This is a genomic window from Bradyrhizobium sp. MI1.4, assembly GCF_055811315.1.
Genome location: NZ_JBVVPP010000087.1, coordinates 1 through 16,006, shown reverse-complemented (window position 1 = coordinate 16,006; position 16,006 = coordinate 1). Strand labels below are relative to the sequence as shown.

Sequence of the window (16,006 nt, the reverse complement as noted above, 5' to 3'; positions counted from 1 at the left end):
CCCACTCGCCGAGCGAGACGATCAGTCCGATATCTTCCGCCACCGGAATGAACTCCGCCGGCGAGATCATGCCCTTCTCCGGATGGAGCCAGCGCAGGAGCGCCTCAAAACCTGAGATCTTGTCACGCGCGACGTCGACCAGCGGCTGGTAGTGCAGCTCGAAGTCTCCAGTGGCAAAAGCGCGGCGCAGGTCGAGCTCCAGCTCGCGGCGCCGCTGCACTTGGTGATCCATCTCGCGCTCGAAGAAACGCTGCGTGCCGCGGCCCTCCTGTTTGGCGCGATAGAGCGCCATGTCGGCGTTGCGCATCAGTTCCTCGCTACTCGTGCCGTCGCCAGGCGAAAGTGCAATTCCGATCGAGGCGCCAATCACCACCTGATTGCCGTCGATCTCATAAGGCTCACTCAACATACTGATCAGCCCGGCGGCGAAATCGCTCGCCTGCTTCGGCGAAGAATCGTCGGCCAGGATGATTCCAAATTCATCGCCACCGAGGCGTGCCGCCAGATTGTTGCTGGCTACACGCGACCGCAGCCGGTTGGCGACCTGCTTGAGCAGGCAATCGCCCATGGGATGGCCGAAGGAGTCGTTGACGTTCTTGAAGAGGTCAAGGTCGATGCACAACACCGCGACGCGTTTGCAGGCTGCATTGCCACTTTCAAGCGCCTCGCCTAGACGCTCGCGGTGGAACGCGCGGTTGGGGAGGTTAGTCAATCCATCGTGGAGCGCCATATGGGCGATGCGGGCCTCGGCCTTACGCCGTTCGGTGATGTTGACCACCGCGACCAGGTAGCCTTCGCGCCCTTCGAGCATGATTCGTCGCCCGAAGGTGAGCACACAAATCTCGGTGCCGTCGGCTTTCACGTGACGCCAGTGATGTTCGGACTGGTAGGTATCGCCGACGTCCCGCAGCGCCTGCGTATAGCTGAGCCACTCCTCCCTTGGCCAGATCTCGTGAACTTTCATCCGCAGGAAGGTCTCGCAAGCGTAACCGTAGTGCTGCACCGCCGCGTCGTTGACCCTCACAAAGGCCATCGTCTCGCAGTCCAACGCCCACATCGGCATTGGATTGGAGTCGAACAGCAGTCTGAACGAAGCGTCTCGGCGCTTTAAGGACGTGACGTCGGAAATGACCAGGGAAAGGATCCCGCCGAAGGCCTTAATTGCCAACCGAAGGCTGCGATCATCGCTGTCGATCTCGAACTGGTCACCCTGGTCGTCCTTAACCGCAGCTCGCAACCGCCCTACGACCGCTTGCGAACAGAGCAGGTGGCGTCCGTTGCTCAGACGCTGCCATAGCAGGCTTCGCTCTGCCACGTTGAGGAGTCTCACTGCTGCTTGATTGTGGTGCACGACCTGAAAATCAACCGGCTGGCCCGTCGCATCGCGAATGGTCGAGAGCGAGATTACGCCGTCATCGGTCGTAGAAAAGATCGCATCGGGCAGATTGTATTCCGTGCCGCGCTCGTTGACGTAGGCGCCGACCAGCGTTCCGCCCCAACGCGCGAAGGTCGGCAGCGCGAGCACGTCATACGTTCGCACCATGCCGTTGCGCACGCAATGAGCGGCGGTGAGATAAGGACGGTTGTTTGCAATCGCGTTCGCGGCTGCCTCACTGAGGACGGTCGCGCAATCCGGGCGCAGCGCGTCCATCGGAACGTCCCAGCGCTCATCGCCCAGCCATTCCTGCGCATAGCGACCCGTCCGCGAAACGGCGAATGCGTCGTTCTCGCACTTGAGCAGCATCATGTGATCGGCGAGTCGCCCGAGGCTGCCCAGCAGCACATCTTCGTAGCGGGGAAGAGTTTGGCCGGGCTTGAGTGCAGCCTGCCACTTGCGACGCAGGACCGGCATGCCCTCGAACATTCCCGTATCTAATTTCACGGATTGCTTCCTGGCAGCACCCATCACACATCCCCGAGATCCAAGCTTCCTGTCCGCGCGGCATCAAATCCTGCTCTGCTTAATTCGCTGTAAACGATTGACTTGGGCTGCAGCGAGTAGCCGATTGCGACAATCTTAAATCAGCTAGTGGTTAGCGCGCGCATGACGGATGCGCGAAGGAGTTGTGCACAGGCGGGAATTTCGCGCGACTCTTGGTAAGAGCCGACACTGTGCTCACAAGCTTGCGAATCCTTATTTGCTATGGGTCATCGACGTACCCGGTGCAATTGGCTCGGGGCACGGCCTCATTAACGGCCTGCTGCAGGGCCACCTCGTGATCGCTTCCATGCAACGGGATGCAGGAAATCCTCGGCACAGCGGGAGAATTCGACGCAAATAGGCTGGCGAGGCCGTATGACGATGAGAAACTTCGAATGGACGTTTTGAACGTCGCGTATTTTACTGGCGGAGGTTTCATCCGTTACACGTGTCTGTACGGGCTGATGTTTGTCCGATTCGTACCAACTATGATCTGCCGGACGGACCGAGATGACGAGGAATCTGCGCGGCCAGCTGTTGCGCGAGCTCTGTCGAGAATGGAGACTTCTTTCGCCGGTTTGGCTGCGACATCGACCTCCATCGCGTGTATCTATGTGAACTTCGTCGGTACACGCGCAAGGGGTGGGCATCAGCGGACCCGCAATGGTGATGGCGACCGAGGATCTGGGCAAAGGAGATGTGCCGCAACCAAGTATATGTTGAAGAATCGTGGCGACGCGCAGCGTCAGGAGTCGGAGCATGACAAAGAGTGATGCGACGTGGTCCGAGTGCGGTGCTGGCTTCCGCCGTCTTGAGCTTACCTCCGAGCGTGGCACGGAGGGCAGGTACTATTGCCCTGCTTGCGGCAATCTGATCGAGGCTTTCGGAGCGGCTCATCTCGTTGTTTACCGGTTGACGATACAGCCATCAATTAAAGTGCTCCGCTATCAGTAAGGCCATCTCGGTTGGCAGCCTTTGTCTTCAATATCCGGACATAGGCGCCTGACTCGTGCAGCTCGAGCCATCCGCGTTCGATGGCGGGATGGAGGCCGGTGTTATTCGGCGGCGGTGGCCTTGAGCTTGAAAAGCATCGCATAGTTGACCAGCTCGATATGCGATCGGGCATTGTTGGCTCGCGATTCATCTCCGCCGCACTGAAGCACTTTCCCAAGCGGCGATCGCCGGCATCGTCGAGGCGCCACTCTCGCGTTCGATCCTTTGGATGAGCTCGCCGAGCTTGAGCTTCTTGATCTTTGTCGCGCCGTTCTGGCGGTAGTCCTTCCAGGTAAAGGTGACGTGATCCTCGTCGAGGGCTACGAGCCGGCTGTTGGCGATTGCAACGCGATGGGTATAGCGGCCGAGATAGGCCAGCACCCGCGCGAGGCCGCCGAACGGCCGTTTGGCGTAGACGATCCAGCTGATGCGCCGCATGGCGACGAGCTGGGCTGCGAAGGCGGCAGGCTTGCCAGGGATGCGAGATCGAAGAAGTTCAGGTGCCGGCGGTCAGAGATTCGAGGAATACGCGAATAGACTTTGGCGTCCCCCTCATGCAGATGCAGTTGGGCTTGGTAGCCGTCGGCCTTGATCTCGTAGACCCATCCCTCGCAGCGCAGCGGATTCTAGCAAGGCCACCAGCTTGCGCTGTCCCTGGGGGGTAGCCGGGAAGATCTGCCGCAGTGACAAAGAGCGAATACACGTATCCACCTTGTCCTTTGGCGACATCGATACCCACGACAACGAGATCACCTTGTGCCATCATCCACTCCCTTCCTTGCTCGGTTCGGGCTCGAAGCCCTTGCAACTGTTCGGGTTGAGGAAGACGCCGGAGCTGTCCCTCGCTCTTTTCCAAGCTCTGTCGCTTTTGGGCGCAACGGGCTCAGTTCAAGCAACGGGCGGTTGGGGCGCAACCGCCCGTTCGCACACTCTGACAGCTTTTACGGACACAAGGGCACCGGGGAGGGCTCGGCAGCACCGCTCGCGCGAAATCGCCGTGGCGACACGGCCGCCGGTTCTCACTATGCCCAGAACCCCGCATCTGAACGCCGGGCCTGCTTTCTCGGGTGAGATCACGCGTCGTTTCAGGCCTGACCGGAAGCGGTCGATGAGCACGCAGGGCGTTCGGACCCCGGTCAGTTCCACGACGGCGGTCGATCCCGGCCACATTCGGCTCCCGGGGCATTCGCTCAAGGTCCAGGCCTGCCATGGTGATGTTCTCACTTCCAACTCTCCCGCATCGAGCTCGCAGCGGTATCTGCGCTGCGTGTCGAAAAGCTCGGCCGGTATCGGGTGGACCTGACGCAGATTGGGCAGGCGAGGCTGCCTTCGGGCGAGATGCCTCTGCCGAACGAAGGGACCTTCGTGTGCGTCGCCTTCGACGCCGTGGCCTTCTCTCATCACGATCTCGCGCTGCGGTATCTTACTGAAATGGTGTCCCTGATCTGCGAACACTGCCGCAACCATCCCTTTCAGAACGAGATCATGCATCGTCGAGTCGGGCCCCAGCGAACCGTCTTGAAACACGGTCCAGATCGCGGCCTAGCGCCTTGGCGCGGGTCGCGTCGCGCCGGATTGTCCGTTGGGGTTTTCCTGTCTTAGCGGCGGTATCGGAAGTAAAAGACGCCAGGTTGGCATCTTTTTTCCCGCGGCCCCCGGTCGCGCCGTGCTTCGTCTCCGGATGCACGGCTTCATATGCCGCCTTCCGCTTCGCGATCAGCTCGCTGCGCTGCGCTGGGGTCCGGTCGCGGCGGATCAGGCTTTCGTCGATGCCGCTCACGGGCGCCTAATGGGACACAGAGCAAATTTCCCCGGACTAGGAACACCAGCCGGCGCCGCGAGGTTCTTCCACGCTAGGCTAGGACCCACGGAGTTCTCTTCCATGGCTACCCAGATCGTGATGGACCACACAGGCGACAGCAGACATTTTTTTGACCAAACCCCCCCAAGGGGCTGGTCAAGGCTGAGCGGCGTTTCAAGAAGTTGACAGACCAAGGATTCACCGCTGCTACTCGGACGCCGGCCGGCGATCTCAAAGTCGTACGGACATTTGATCCGACTGCGGACGAGACGCTGTTTTACCCGCGCCTCGTCGGCGGCTAGCCACCCTCGCGGCACAGCATATCGTTTTGTTCAGACGCAACGGCGTCGGCAGTAGTGCGCGTTTGCGCGCCCTGCGTTCGCTGCATTGGAGCTTGGTCGAGCAAAATGGGCCGGAAGCGCGTGCACGGCGTCTCTTGGGCAATTTTCTGTCTCCGGATCAGCGTGCGCAGTTTGATGCCGAGGGTTATTTGGAAGTCACGGGCTCTCACACCGGCCGACGATATCAAATTCATCAGGGCACCATGAGCAATGTTTTGGAGCTTGATGAAGAAACACAGCCTAAGATCGGGTGGTGTTTCGTTCCCGAACGGGCTCTGGCAGCTGGCGACGTGATGCTCGCCCAGAAGATCGGGCTCGCAACCGACGAAGCCGCAGTGCTCGCGTTTGCCCGCCGGTTTTCTCCGAGACCGCCCTCCCCGCCCCGAGTAGTGCGGGGTGCTTACTAGGCCGCTTACGGGCGGGGCCGCCGCTTGTGATGGCGGCGGCCCCTTGCCGCGAAGGCGGCGGTTACGCCAGACATAGCCACCTCAGCGACGACAGGTAGCATCAACGCAGCGCTCGCCTTACGCAATCGGATCTACTTGTTAGCCTTACTCGTGATGATCTTCTCAACATCTGCCATCGTTTCAGTGAATGCATCCCACAGCTGTTTCGCCTGAGCGGCGCTCTCTGCTTCGGTGAGATATGCAGTCTTGATCAGCAACCGGTTCAAGAGATACGTGACACGGGCGTTGTCAGAGTGCCGGGTTCGCAGAGCGATAATCTGTCGACGCATCTCGACGAGGTCGAGCGTTTCCTGTTTTGACGGCCTCTTCAAAATCACACTCGCGCGCGTGGCCGGGCAAACGAAGCCGCCACGCCGAATATGATGGCGCGACGGCTTCGCCTGGGCCCCGGACGGGGGCAATGTCCGGTGCACAAAGCTAACCCTCCGATTCGCCGCTGCAATCAATTCTTCAAGTTAAGCTTGATCTCCTCGCGGGAAGTTAATTCGGGAACCGAGAAGCCCCACCGGAATGTACTTGCCGGTGAATGCCCAAGAAGGAACGTCAGGGCCTGCGTCGGAATTCCTGACTGAGCAACAGCTGCGAAACTTCGAGATGCATCGTGAGCTGTGACTGCGCGAGCCTCGCCAAATGCTTCGGGTTCTTGACCGCTATTGGTTCCGTTCACGACCCGCGAGATAGCGCCGATCGCGATCCTCTCGGAGATAACGCCCGTCGAGGCTGCGCCGTACGCGACGACGGCGGACCGTCCTACTGTTGAGGATTGCCGATGCCGAACGCGCCTAGACGGTAATCTTCGCCTACCGATTGCTCAGTCGTCGGCCGTGTGATCAAGGTGAAAGTGGCGTCGGGGTAACGCGTCCACACTTCGATGTCCTCTGAAGTGACGGTCAGATATCCGAAAAAGCACTTGTATCGACCCGGCTCCGTCACCCGGCCGATTTTGTCCCAATTGATCTTGTTGACGCGCATCGCTAGCTCCACTCGTTCTCAGGCAGCCAACCGGGCGGAGGTTTAAGTTCTTCGAGGCCGGCTTCGATCACCGCCAGTTCATCTTGGATCGCTCTTACTGCGTTTTCTGGGTTGATGCCCGATACGGCTTGCAGCTGGGCGAGCACCTTGCGACGATGTGCCAGCAAGTCGACCAGAGCGCGACGGTCCCGCACCTTCACGTAGCTAGCGACGATCAGTTCCATGGCCTTTGACACGTTCGTCGTTTCCCACCCGGTTTGCGGACTATCGGGGGCGGCAAAGTTCTGTCAGACCGGCTTCGGTCATACGATATTCGACACCTTCGCCGTTTGAGCGTCGCTCCATCCATCCGTTTCGTAAAAGAGCGAGCGTTGTTCCGGGGTGATCGGGAAGCTTCGAAGAAGACACCCAATCGCGGTCACGAAGAGGGTCGAGCATTTGCCGGTGATACTGATTAAAAGGCGGCCTGCGCGGGCGTTCGGTTTCCATGGCCGTTTTGTTGCCATCGCATTGTTTACGATCAATTACGGAACGGGAACAGCCGGCAATCTTTTCTAAATGGTTCATGGATATTTTTCTGCGGCATGGAACACGAGGACGCATCTGCTTGGTTCGTTCCGGCTCTCAGGCGAAGCTACGCTCGTCTAGCAGCGTGGATGACGCGCGGTAATCGCGCGCCTGAGCCCAGCCGCTTGCCGGCGCCGCCGCGCTCAGAGCGGCCAGCTCGCTTCCCCGACCCGCCGCGGCGGCCAGCGCCGCCGCGCATTTAGGCATTGCAGGCATCGCGAATGACGAACGATCGCACATCGACGCGTCCGTGGTTGCCGGACGAAGAGGCGGAATTGCTCTCGCTCTTTGGCGCAGGTGCCACAGCTGAGGAGGTCGGCGAACGGCTAGGCCGCACCCGCCAAGCGGTCTACGCTCGCTTGCAGCGCTTTCAAAAACAGCGGGGGCGAGCGAGTAGGACGAGTGGGAAATTCTTTGCTCAGTTACTAGAGTGATCGAGCGACGGCGATCGATCTCCAAAGTCCTCAAGATCACATCCGCAGCGGAATCAAGGTAGCAATCGCATCGTCCGTTCGCCCGGCTGAAGTAACCCACAACCGATACATCGAAGGTTCAATTGCATCCGCTTCAGAAGGCACCAAGCTGTAAGTGATCGCATTGAGGTCGACCAATGACCAGCCCGACTGATGACGAATTGCGCGCCGCTGTCACCGCCGCCATTGAGCAGTGGAAGACTTCGCGCCAGCTTCCCCACCTGTCGCCGAACGATTGTGAGACGTTGAACAAGTTGATCATCACCGGACTTCAAACCGTGCTGTTCCAGCGTGCGAAGGCCTTCGACAAGCGCTAAACCGGACAGCTTGATCAAACCCGGCGGAATTCGACGATGCGATCTTTAATCGAAGCATGCGCCCGAAAGCCGACGTTCATCCAAGCCCTTGCTTGGGTATGCCAACCTTCATGGAGCTTTCGTTGCTCCACCACGCCGTGGATTTGTGTGCCGATGCCGGAAGCTCTCTCCTAAGTATCTCTTCCATCTCGGAGAAGGTTCGCCGAACGATTTGTCCACGCTCGCTCAACAACCGTTGATGCAATGGTTCGTAGATCGATTTTCGGAAGCTCATGGTCTCACCGCAGGCAAGGCAAACATGGACGTTGTCCTAGTGCAAGTGTGTGCCGAGCTTGCGCACGGTGGCGATCACGAGAGCCGGAAGTACATCGCGGAGCAATAGATCCAAGCGGCTGAGGCAGGACAAGGGGCCTCAACAGACCTCACGGCAGTCGCACGACGCGCTTTGGTCCATCTCAACAATCGACCGCGGTCCGCCTAGAGGGCGCCAATCGGGCTGAGCGAGGGCGCCGCCGGGATGGCTGCTGGCGGGCCCGCTCCACCAAGGCGCTCCCGTCCTTGGAGGGTCGCTTCATCGCTCGCCTACCACCACCTTGTCTCTTGCTCTTTTATATTCGAGCAACTGCGACACAGCATCATAAGAATGGTACCTCGCGTAGACACTCTTTGCATTCCTCTCGCGCAGATCGGCTAGAGCATCGGCCCAGTAGGCGACCATTGCGCGACGAACTCCGTCGAGAGCGAAGATGCGTTCGGCCTTTGCAAAATCCTCGTCGAAACTTACACTCACCGTACGTTCAGCAGCTTTGTAGTCGGCCGGTTGAACATCCCCAGCACGCTGGCCAAGCCACATGATCGTTTTGGGATACTCCAAAATCAGACGGTCGAGCACAAGGTAGTGCGAAAACTTTCCGTCCACAGGGGTTCGAGTGCTGAAAGCGACTTCGTGAGACCCGATGTTTAATGTGAACCAACGCCCGCCGTTGGTCTGCGGGAGAACGCTTAAGGTCCACGCGCCTTGAATGTCGAGGTTGCCGTACAATCCCGAAAGCTGGAACAAGCGGAAGAGAAACAGGCTGACATCGGGATTGTGGAAGAGCCGATCCGTCCTTTCGGGATCGACGCGGAGCGGCTCGCTAATCGAACGCAATTGTTCTCTAGCCTCGTGCGGAGCCACGCTGAATAGCTCCCGCGTTCCGTCGATCTCTACGTTTCGGTTGCGAAAGTGACGATGGAGAGCGTTCTCTATTGCGACGCAGTCCGTCACGTGGACAAAATCGGACAATTCCCATGGACCGTGAGGAGCATATGCCTCGCCCCCATTTATTCCGCGAAGCCGTTCGCTAATGGGCCGCTCGGTGCGGCCGATCTTTGTGTAGTCGCTGTTCGGCGAAACGAGAATGTAGACAAACCCCTGCGGCATATGCGTGTTCCCCAAAACCACGCCGAACAAAGTAAAGGACCACCCGGACGTGAAACAGGCGGAACGTCTGGATTGCATGACTGGGTGCGGCAATCCTCGCGCATCAGCGGCAGATTGCTAACCAAAAGGTCTGACGAAACGATTAGTGGAATGACTGCGGGCTTCGCTAGCAGCCTCGCCGTCCCACTAAGCCTAGACGACGCAGACTGAATGAAATGGCCGGCGGGCATCACTGCCGCCGGCCATCGCTTGCGCTACCTTGGGCTAGGGGTGATCGGCAGCGCTGACCGCGAGGCTGCCGAACGCCGACTAACAACCCACTAACCAATTCGGGCGGGCTCTGGATATTTCGCGGGCAACAACGCGGCGGGCCTGTGCTGCGGCCCGCGCTGAACCAGCCAGCGTTTCGGATCACGCGCGCCGGATAGTTCTAAAACAGGCCGGGCATCCGTTTGCTGGCGTGGCGTTGTTGACGCGGAAGAGGACGGCAAAGGAGCCCGCCGTGATGAAGTATGCCGGCGTTGCTATCACTGCCCCGTTCCCGGGTGCCCTCTTAAGTGGGAAGAGCGAGCCCCACGGCGGTCGGCAAGCGCGGCCGGACCCAAGCCGACGAGCAGAAAGACGGCGCATCACAAGGGTCAAACGCTGCCAATCGCCGTGGTTGCAATGCTAGATGATCCTCGCCGACTGACCGGGGGGCGCATGGTGAAGGCATTTCGCAATATGGTCATGGTACTTACTTTTGTAGGAGTTGCCGGCTGTAACATTTTTTGGAATTTCATCAACGACTATATGGCCTCTGGCCTTGCGCTGGCGGCTTCAGTTGCAGCCGGCTTTTGCGTTGAGCGCATCTTCATCGAGCGGTCCCGTCGGGAGATGATCCGCCTCCATGGCGCGGACTGGCATTCAGCGGAGAACCGACAACTCGATTCATGAGCGTCACCCGTCGCGCGCTCGTCGTTTTCATCATCCGATTGTTCGCATTCGACCCGAGGGGCCTAGCCCGATGATCAAACCAGTCCATCCATTCCGGTTCGCTCGCATCGAGCGCCTGCGAGAGCTGCTTGAACGAGACTCCGAAATGGCAGTTGATCCGAATGCGGGCGTGAGCACCACGGAGCTGGTCAGACCCGATCCGCCAATGCTCGATGACGGTCTGATACTCGGTCGTAATCCAGGAGGGTGCGAACTGGGCCCTTTTGCGGGCCATGCGAGCACTACGCCGAGTAGCATCACGATCTGGAAAGGCGATGACCATAAGCCAACCCCGAGGTAGGGGGATGCCGAAAGCGAACTCCCGGCTCCATTGGCCCCTTACCGCTTTAAAATGTTGCCACAGGGCTCTCGTCGTAGTCGTCACCAGCGCTAGCGATCCGAGCTAAGTCGGGCGCGAGGCTCAAGGGCAACAGCTGGCGGAGAAGCAGTGCATGAGCTGGCAACCTGATGATTGAAGGCGGCCCTGTGTGGTGTCCCTCACCGGACGGCAGGTCGTCACTGGAAACCAGCACTATCTGCTCTGGCGACGTGGTCTCGATCACCATTTCGAGCTCGCCATTGCCGCGCTGACGCGGCGGCAACTCATGGCGGCAGTGGAAAACACAGCCAAGACCGGCAAGCGCGGAGCATCAAAGGAACCGCGGAAGCACGATACCTTCCTCGGGTGGTACCTCGAGCGAAGGTTGCCTTGAGCACAACGTGCTCGCGCCTGTCGAGCGCTCAACGAAACTCGGGCCCAAAAGTCGCGGGACGACGTGAAAGATCAACCAGCTTTCTTGATTTGCCGTCGAGATCGGAGCGGCGGGCGAAGTAGAGGAATGAGCTTTTTTGCAGCGTGCCCGGGTTGTGCCCCAGACTTTACGGGGCACAATGTGGGGGAATCAAGTCGCTAAGCTGCTGTAAATTCTGGACTAATGGTGGGCGCACAAGGGATCGAACCTTGGACCTCTCCCGTGTGAAGGGAACGCTCTCCCGCTGAGCTATGCACCCGAAACCATCATGCAGGCGACCCGAGTTTCGGCCGCCGATGCTTTGGAGCCCGCGATTTAGAAGTGCAGGCCGAAGGTGTCAAGTTTCGAGGCGCTGCCGGGCCGGAAAACCTTCCCCCGGACCCGCAATTCGGCGGTCAGACCATCTTGGGGCCGCTTACGCGCCCTGCTGGCGGGCGCGGGAGGCGTGGGCCTGGAGCGCGCGGATGCGTTCGGCCAGTGTTCCGCCGCCTTCGGGCAGGGTGCCTGCGGCGGTGCCGTTGGCAGGGGCGTCGTTGGCCGGGCGTGGCGCCGGCCTCGGCGGCTGGCCGGCCTCCGCCGCGAGCAGGGCCTCGATCGGCGAGTTCGGCCCTTCGAGCTGCATCGCGAGCTTGGCCACCTCGGCTGCGATGTCGTTGATGCGTTCGCGCAGCAGCGCGTTCTCCATCCGCTCGGTCGCCCAGGAGCTCTCGGCCTGTTGCTGGATCGCGTTGATGTCGCGCTGGAGCTTGGCGCGCTCGTCGCGGGCGGTGCGCAGCTGCTCCTCGAGCGCGGTCTTTTCCGCGCGGATCGATTCCATTGCGGCCGAGGACTTGCCGCCGCTCAACGCCGCGATCTCAACGCGCAGCTCCTTGATGATGCGCTCATTGGCCTCGTTGGCCTGGCGGAGCTGGTTGTTCTCATAGTCGCGTTCGGCGAGCAGCTTGCCCTGCGTGGCAAGGCGTCCCTCGAGATCGCCGACGCGGCCCGACAACATCTCGGCCTCTTTCACCTGCACGATGAGTTGGCGATCGAGGTCGGTGACGCGCTGGCTCAGATTCTCGACGCGGCCGCGGGCGTCGCCGAGCTCGCGCGAGGCGGTCTCGGACTCGGTGCGCTCCTGCGCCAGCCGCGCCTGCGTCGCGGCAAATTCCTTTTCGGCGTCGCCGACGCGGTGCTTCAGCTCCTCGATCTGCGCACGGACCGCGACCAGCTCGACCTGACGGCTCTCCGCCATCATCGAGCGGTCGGACAGTTCGGAATTGATCTTTGCGAGCTCGCCCTGCTTGTCGGTCAGCGCGAGCTCGGCGGCGCGCAGGGCTGCGGTCTTGGTGTTGAATTCCTCTTCGGTGGCGCGGAGCTGCTCCTTCACCGCCTTCTCGCGCGCTTCGAGCGCGAAGATCGTGGCGTTCTTCTCGCCGAGCTCGATCTTCATGCGGTTGATGGCGTCGCTCTTCTTGCCGAGCTCGGCGAGCTGGCTCGTGGTCTTGTTCTTGAGCTGGTCGACGCTCATCTCCAGCCGTCGCGCCGACATGGCGAACTCGGCGCGGAGCTGGTCCTTGTCGGCCTGGATCTCGGCCATCGACAACGGCGTGGCGGCCTCGAGCCGGCGCGTGGTCAGGCGCACGGCGCGGTTATGCACCAGCGGCACGATCGCGAGCCCGCACAGCATCGAGAGCAGGAAACCGATCGCCAGGTACATGATCGGTTCGACCATGGGCCAGAACTCCCAAAGCTAAGGAAAAATTTACCAAGGACATTGCATGCGGGGCTGGCAAAAAGCCAGCCCCGACATGTCGTTAACCTTGATCCGTCGCCGGAGCGGAAAGCGGAACGCTAGAACGGGTTCCAGGTCGCGCGCGGGGTGAATTTCAAATAGCCGATATTGGCTCCCAGCCGCAGGCCGAGGCCCGAGCGGATCGGCACCAGCACGATGTTGTTGGCGGTGAGCGCCGTCATGCCGAAGCCGCCGATGATGTAGGCCGAGCCGTCGAGGCCGGCGAAGCGCTGGTAGATCGCGTTGGTGGCGGGCAGATTATAGACCAGCGTCATGGTGCGCGCGCCGTCGCCACCCCAGTCGAAGCCGAGCGAGGGACCCTGCCAGTAGACCCTGAGGTCACCGGCGTTCTTGGTGTAGAGCGTGCCTTCGCCGTAGCGCAGGCCGGCGACGAAAGCGCCGGACCCTTCCTCACCGAGGATATAGCCGTTGGGCAGGCCCCATTGGCTGACCGCCTTCTCGATGATCGAGGCGAGACCGCGCGAGACGTTGCCGAAGAAGCGGTGCCCGGCGTTCACGAGTTCGTCCGGCCCATAGGTGCTGGGCGTCTGGGTCCGCTGCGGCGGCGGCAAGTCGGGCGGCGGCGGCTGCTGGGCGGAAGCCGGACTGATCCACCCGACCATCGCGGCAAGCGCGACTGCGGCAAGGCGTGATGCGAAAGTCATAAAAGAACCCCTGGTATCGAATCCGGTCGCTTCCTTAACCTGGCGCCAACAGGCGCGGCTCTAGGTTGCGCCGGATGTCCCCTCGACTCGGATGTTATCCGCAGCAACTATGACGGCACAACGGCAGGAAGCCAGCCCTTTGCGCCCCGGAATTGCCTTGATCGGCCTTCTGGTCTGCATGCTGTCGGGCATTTGGATCCTCTGCGTGGGGTCGCCGGCGCAGGCGGCCACCACCGAGCGGATCGTCGTCAACCGCTTCAGCGGCGTGGCGATCGAGGGCTTCGACCCCGTGGCCTATTTCGTCGCTGGCACGGCCGTGCAGGGGACGGCCGAGTTCGAGGCGAACCTGTGGGGCGCCGTCTGGCGCTTTCGGAACGAGGGCAACCGGGCGTCTTTCCTCGCCCATCCCGAGGTCTACGGGCCGCAGTTCGGCGGCTACGATCCGGTCGATATCGCCCGCGGCGTCATCATCGCCGGTAACCCCCGCTTCTTCGCGATCGCGGCGCAGCGGCTCTATCTGTTCAGCCGGGAAGCCAATCGCGACGCCTTCGCCGCCAATCCCGAGCGCTTCCTCTATGAGGTGGGCAAGCGCTGGCCGGCCCTCCAGGACAAGCTCAGCCAGTAGGCGCCCTTTACGACCTCAGAGTCTTGCCGCCTGCGGGTCACCCCAGGCGATGAACTCCGGGATGATGAAGCCGCCATCGTGCCGCTCGCCGAAGCGGAGCACGCCGCCCTTGCCATCGGTCACGCTGCCGCCGGCCGCGGTCACGACCGCGTAGCCGGCCCCGACGTCCCATTCACAAGTGGGCCCGAAGCGGGGGTAGATGTCGGCACTGCCTTCCGCGATCCGTCCGAATTTCACGGCCGAGCCGACCGCCTTTCTGACGGCGCTGGGGCGATGATCGATGAACGCCTCGGTTCGGGGATCTCCATGCGAGCGGCTCACCGCGGCGATCCAGGGTTCGCCCAGGGGCGGCAGCTTGCGGGTATGGATCGGCTCGGCAGCGCCGATGGTTGCGCCGTCGAACCCGACGCGCTCGGCGCCACGGCCGACGATGCCGCGCCAGAGCAGCCCGAGTGCCGGCGCGCTGACGATGCCCAGCAGCGGCACGCCCGATGTCACCAGGGCAAGGTTGACGGTGAACTCGTCGCGCCCGGCGACGAACTCCTTGGTGCCGTCGAGCGGGTCGATCAGGAAGAAGCTGGCGCGGAACGGCGGCGAGGCGAGCTGGGTCCGCTCTTCCGAGAGCGTCGGGATGTCGCCCGCAAGCTGTGCCAGCCCGTCCGCGATGATGCGGTCGGCCGCAAGGTCGGCCTCGGTCACCGGCGAGCCGTCCTGCTTGCCGTCGACCCGCATCGCTGCGCGGTTGACCGCGAGGATGGCTTCGCCCGCCTTCACCACCAGGGCGGTGAGCGGCTCCATCAGGTGGGAGGCGGCCGCGCCGTCGATGATCCGCTTCACCTGCATGCCTCATTCATCGGCAATTCCATCCCTAAGCGAGTGATTCGCCGCGGCATTAGGGCCGCTTCGAACCGATCGCAAGCTAGCTGCCACGTGCCAGCGAATGTTAGAACCTGCGGCATTCGTCAAGCATGCTTGATTCGCTGCGTCCGCGCCGTGCAATTCCAGGAACCCTTTATGTCTGACGCTTCGTCACCCGCTACCGCCACCGCTCCAGATGCGCTCGAACTCGCTGCGCTGCTGTGCTCGCGGGTCTGCCACGATCTCATCAGCCCTGTCGGCGCCATCGTCAATGGGCTCGAAGTGCTCGACGACGATCCCAAGCCCGACGACCGCGAGTTCGCACTCGACTTGATACGCAAGAGCGCGAAAACCGCCTCCGCTCGCCTCCAGTTCTGCCGCCTCGCTTTTGGTGCGGCCGGCTCGTCCGGCGCGCAGATCGATCTCGGCGATGCCCAGACCATGGCGCGCGGCCACATCGAGGACGGCAAGTGCTCGATCACCTGGAATCTGCCGCGGATCTTGCTGCCGAAGAATCGCGTCAAGCTGCTGCTCAACATGCTGGTCGTTTCGCAGCACACGATCCCGCGCGGCGGCACGCTGACGATCGATCCGATCGGCGAGGGCGAGACCATGAGCTTCCGCATCACCGCGACCGGACATAATGCGCGCCTGCCGCAGAACATCTCCGAGCTCCTGAGCGGCGAGCGCGGCCCGGCTGCGGATGCACATGCGATCCAGCCTTATTATACGCGGCTGTTGGCAGAGGCTTGCGGGCTGACCGTGAGGCTCGCGCACGAAGGCGAGGCCATCACCATTATCGCGTCGTAGACACGCCGCCGCTCTCAAACGTTAATCGAATCTTTACGAGGCGCTTCGGCTTGTCCGGAGCGCCTTATCTCTTTGTTGGTTCCGTTCTTTTCCACATACTCAACCATTATTAAACGCTTTGCGGTGAAGCTGGCCCCATTCCGAATTGGCGCATCACGTCTTGTGTGCGCGCCCTCCCTGTATGAAGGCCTGTTTTCATGGATGATCTGTTGCGGGAGTTTTTGACGGAAACCAGCGAGAGCCTGGACACCGTGGACAATCAGCTGGTGAAG

General features: G+C 61.4%; 18 protein-coding genes, 1 tRNA gene and 2 pseudogenes. 7 read left to right on the top strand and 14 right to left on the bottom strand.

Going from position 1 to position 16,006, the window contains the following annotated elements; translation table 11 throughout:
- The 3 genes and pseudogenes from AC0L23_RS38855 to AC0L23_RS38845 all read right to left on the bottom strand — a co-directional run.
- Nucleotides 1-1,906 (bottom strand): putative bifunctional diguanylate cyclase/phosphodiesterase (locus tag AC0L23_RS38855; RefSeq protein ID WP_473358310.1); only part of this gene is annotated, 1,906 nt, incomplete at its 3' end.
- Between the two features lie 1,266 nt (nt 1,907-3,172).
- Nucleotides 3,173-3,376, bottom strand: a pseudogene (locus AC0L23_RS38850) (transposase); the annotation flags it as partial.
- Nucleotides 3,377-4,397: 1,021 nt separating this feature from the next.
- A complete protein-coding gene (locus tag AC0L23_RS38845) occupies nt 4,398-4,694 on the bottom strand; it encodes a hypothetical protein (RefSeq protein ID WP_473358309.1) in 297 nt (98 codons plus the stop codon).
- Between the two features lie 102 nt (nt 4,695-4,796).
- Here AC0L23_RS38845 and AC0L23_RS38840 point away from each other — a divergent pair.
- Both AC0L23_RS38840 and AC0L23_RS38835 read left to right on the top strand, forming a co-directional pair.
- Nucleotides 4,797-5,017 (top strand): annotated as a pseudogene (locus tag AC0L23_RS38840) (hypothetical protein).
- A gap of 20 nt (nt 5,018-5,037) precedes the next feature.
- Entirely contained in the window at nt 5,038-5,463 is a 426-nt protein-coding gene (locus AC0L23_RS38835) for a hypothetical protein (protein WP_473358311.1), read from the top strand.
- 131 nt (nt 5,464-5,594) lie between these two features.
- Here the strand turns inward: AC0L23_RS38835 and AC0L23_RS38830 are convergent, their stop codons facing one another.
- The 4 genes from AC0L23_RS38830 to AC0L23_RS38815 form a co-directional block, all read right to left on the bottom strand.
- Nucleotides 5,595-5,936 carry a hypothetical protein gene (locus AC0L23_RS38830; RefSeq protein ID WP_473358308.1) on the bottom strand — a complete coding sequence of 114 codons (342 nt, stop codon included), beginning with the start codon at nt 5,934-5,936 and terminating at the stop codon, nt 5,595-5,597.
- Nucleotides 5,937-6,273: 337 nt separating this feature from the next.
- On the bottom strand, nt 6,274-6,495 hold the full coding sequence (locus AC0L23_RS38825; RefSeq protein WP_473358307.1) for a hypothetical protein: 222 nt from the start codon (nt 6,493-6,495) through the stop codon (nt 6,274-6,276).
- A 2-nt stretch (nt 6,496-6,497) separates the two neighbouring features.
- The gene (locus AC0L23_RS38820) at nt 6,498-6,719 is read right to left on the bottom strand and encodes a hypothetical protein (protein ID WP_473358306.1); all 222 of its coding nucleotides are present in this window, start codon (nt 6,717-6,719) and stop codon (nt 6,498-6,500) included.
- A 40-nt stretch (nt 6,720-6,759) separates the two neighbouring features.
- Nucleotides 6,760-7,062: a hypothetical protein gene (locus AC0L23_RS38815; RefSeq protein ID WP_473358305.1), complete on the bottom strand. Its 303-nt coding sequence runs from the start codon at nt 7,060-7,062 to the stop codon at nt 6,760-6,762.
- Between the two features lie 610 nt (nt 7,063-7,672).
- Between AC0L23_RS38815 and AC0L23_RS38810 the strand changes: the two genes are divergently transcribed.
- A complete protein-coding gene (locus AC0L23_RS38810) occupies nt 7,673-7,852 on the top strand; it encodes a hypothetical protein (protein WP_027516023.1) in 180 nt (59 codons plus the stop codon).
- Between the two features lie 76 nt (nt 7,853-7,928).
- On the opposite strand, the gene AC0L23_RS38805 is transcribed toward AC0L23_RS38810, so the two are convergent.
- Both AC0L23_RS38805 and AC0L23_RS38800 read right to left on the bottom strand, forming a co-directional pair.
- Nucleotides 7,929-8,126: a DUF7662 domain-containing protein gene (locus AC0L23_RS38805; protein ID WP_473358304.1), complete on the bottom strand. Its 198-nt coding sequence runs from the start codon at nt 8,124-8,126 to the stop codon at nt 7,929-7,931.
- Between the two features lie 297 nt (nt 8,127-8,423).
- Nucleotides 8,424-9,275, bottom strand: coding sequence for a GIY-YIG nuclease family protein (locus tag AC0L23_RS38800; RefSeq protein ID WP_473358303.1), 852 nt, complete (start codon nt 9,273-9,275; stop codon nt 8,424-8,426).
- Between the two features lie 702 nt (nt 9,276-9,977).
- Here AC0L23_RS38800 and AC0L23_RS38795 point away from each other — a divergent pair.
- Both AC0L23_RS38795 and AC0L23_RS38790 read left to right on the top strand, forming a co-directional pair.
- Nucleotides 9,978-10,211, top strand: a complete 234-nt coding sequence (locus AC0L23_RS38795; RefSeq protein ID WP_473358302.1) for a hypothetical protein — start codon at nt 9,978-9,980, stop codon at nt 10,209-10,211.
- A gap of 527 nt (nt 10,212-10,738) precedes the next feature.
- On the top strand, nt 10,739-10,963 hold the full coding sequence (locus tag AC0L23_RS38790; protein WP_473358301.1) for a hypothetical protein: 225 nt from the start codon (nt 10,739-10,741) through the stop codon (nt 10,961-10,963).
- Nucleotides 10,964-11,186: 223 nt separating this feature from the next.
- Here the strand turns inward: AC0L23_RS38790 and AC0L23_RS38785 are convergent.
- The 3 genes from AC0L23_RS38785 to AC0L23_RS38775 all read right to left on the bottom strand — a co-directional run bounded on the left by AC0L23_RS38785 (nt 11,187) and on the right by AC0L23_RS38775 (nt 13,441).
- Nucleotides 11,187-11,261, bottom strand: a tRNA-Val gene (locus AC0L23_RS38785).
- A 156-nt stretch (nt 11,262-11,417) separates the two neighbouring features.
- A complete protein-coding gene (locus tag AC0L23_RS38780; protein ID WP_018458351.1) occupies nt 11,418-12,716 on the bottom strand; it encodes a coiled-coil domain-containing protein in 1,299 nt (432 codons plus the stop codon).
- A gap of 119 nt (nt 12,717-12,835) precedes the next feature.
- The gene (locus tag AC0L23_RS38775; protein WP_018458350.1) at nt 12,836-13,441 is read right to left on the bottom strand and encodes a DUF1134 domain-containing protein; all 606 of its coding nucleotides are present in this window, start codon (nt 13,439-13,441) and stop codon (nt 12,836-12,838) included.
- Nucleotides 13,442-13,580: 139 nt separating this feature from the next.
- On the opposite strand from AC0L23_RS38775, the gene AC0L23_RS38770 reads away from it, so the two are divergent.
- Nucleotides 13,581-14,066, top strand: coding sequence for a YHS domain-containing (seleno)protein (locus AC0L23_RS38770; RefSeq protein WP_085348585.1), 486 nt, complete (start codon nt 13,581-13,583; stop codon nt 14,064-14,066).
- 15 nt (nt 14,067-14,081) lie between these two features.
- Here AC0L23_RS38770 and AC0L23_RS38765 read toward each other — a convergent pair whose 3' ends face one another.
- Nucleotides 14,082-14,909, bottom strand: a complete 828-nt coding sequence (locus AC0L23_RS38765) for a 3'(2'),5'-bisphosphate nucleotidase CysQ family protein (protein ID WP_085357380.1) — start codon at nt 14,907-14,909, stop codon at nt 14,082-14,084.
- 171 nt (nt 14,910-15,080) lie between these two features.
- On the opposite strand from AC0L23_RS38765, the gene chpT reads away from it, so the two are divergent.
- A complete protein-coding gene (gene chpT / locus AC0L23_RS38760; protein ID WP_018458347.1) occupies nt 15,081-15,734 on the top strand; it encodes a histidine phosphotransferase ChpT in 654 nt (217 codons plus the stop codon).
- Between the two features lie 14 nt (nt 15,735-15,748).
- Here the strand turns inward: chpT and AC0L23_RS38755 are convergent.
- Nucleotides 15,749-16,006, bottom strand: a 258-nt coding sequence (locus tag AC0L23_RS38755) for a hypothetical protein (RefSeq protein ID WP_473299154.1), incomplete at its 5' end; no start/stop codon positions are given.

What these genes read in the sequence shown, in the direction of transcription:
- AC0L23_RS38825 (WP_473358307.1), bottom strand. Translation starts at nt 6,495, where the DNA reads ATGCGCGTCAACAAGATCAATTGGGACAAAATCGGCCGGGTGACGGAG.
- AC0L23_RS38820 (WP_473358306.1), bottom strand. Translation starts at nt 6,719, where the DNA reads ATGGAACTGATCGTCGCTAGCTACGTGAAGGTGCGGGACCGTCGCGCT.
- AC0L23_RS38815 (WP_473358305.1), bottom strand. Translation starts at nt 7,062, where the DNA reads ATGAACCATTTAGAAAAGATTGCCGGCTGTTCCCGTTCCGTAATTGAT.
- AC0L23_RS38810 (WP_027516023.1), top strand. Translation starts at nt 7,673, where the DNA reads ATGACCAGCCCGACTGATGACGAATTGCGCGCCGCTGTCACCGCCGCC.
- AC0L23_RS38805 (WP_473358304.1), bottom strand. Translation starts at nt 8,126, where the DNA reads ATGAGCTTCCGAAAATCGATCTACGAACCATTGCATCAACGGTTGTTG.
- AC0L23_RS38800 (WP_473358303.1), bottom strand. Translation starts at nt 9,275, where the DNA reads ATGCCGCAGGGGTTTGTCTACATTCTCGTTTCGCCGAACAGCGACTAC.
- AC0L23_RS38795 (WP_473358302.1), top strand. Translation starts at nt 9,978, where the DNA reads ATGGTGAAGGCATTTCGCAATATGGTCATGGTACTTACTTTTGTAGGA.
- AC0L23_RS38780 (WP_018458351.1), bottom strand. Translation starts at nt 12,716, where the DNA reads ATGGTCGAACCGATCATGTACCTGGCGATCGGTTTCCTGCTCTCGATG.
- AC0L23_RS38775 (WP_018458350.1), bottom strand. Translation starts at nt 13,441, where the DNA reads ATGACTTTCGCATCACGCCTTGCCGCAGTCGCGCTTGCCGCGATGGTC.
- AC0L23_RS38765 (WP_085357380.1), bottom strand. Translation starts at nt 14,909, where the DNA reads ATGCAGGTGAAGCGGATCATCGACGGCGCGGCCGCCTCCCACCTGATG.
- chpT (WP_018458347.1), top strand. Translation starts at nt 15,081, where the DNA reads ATGTCTGACGCTTCGTCACCCGCTACCGCCACCGCTCCAGATGCGCTC.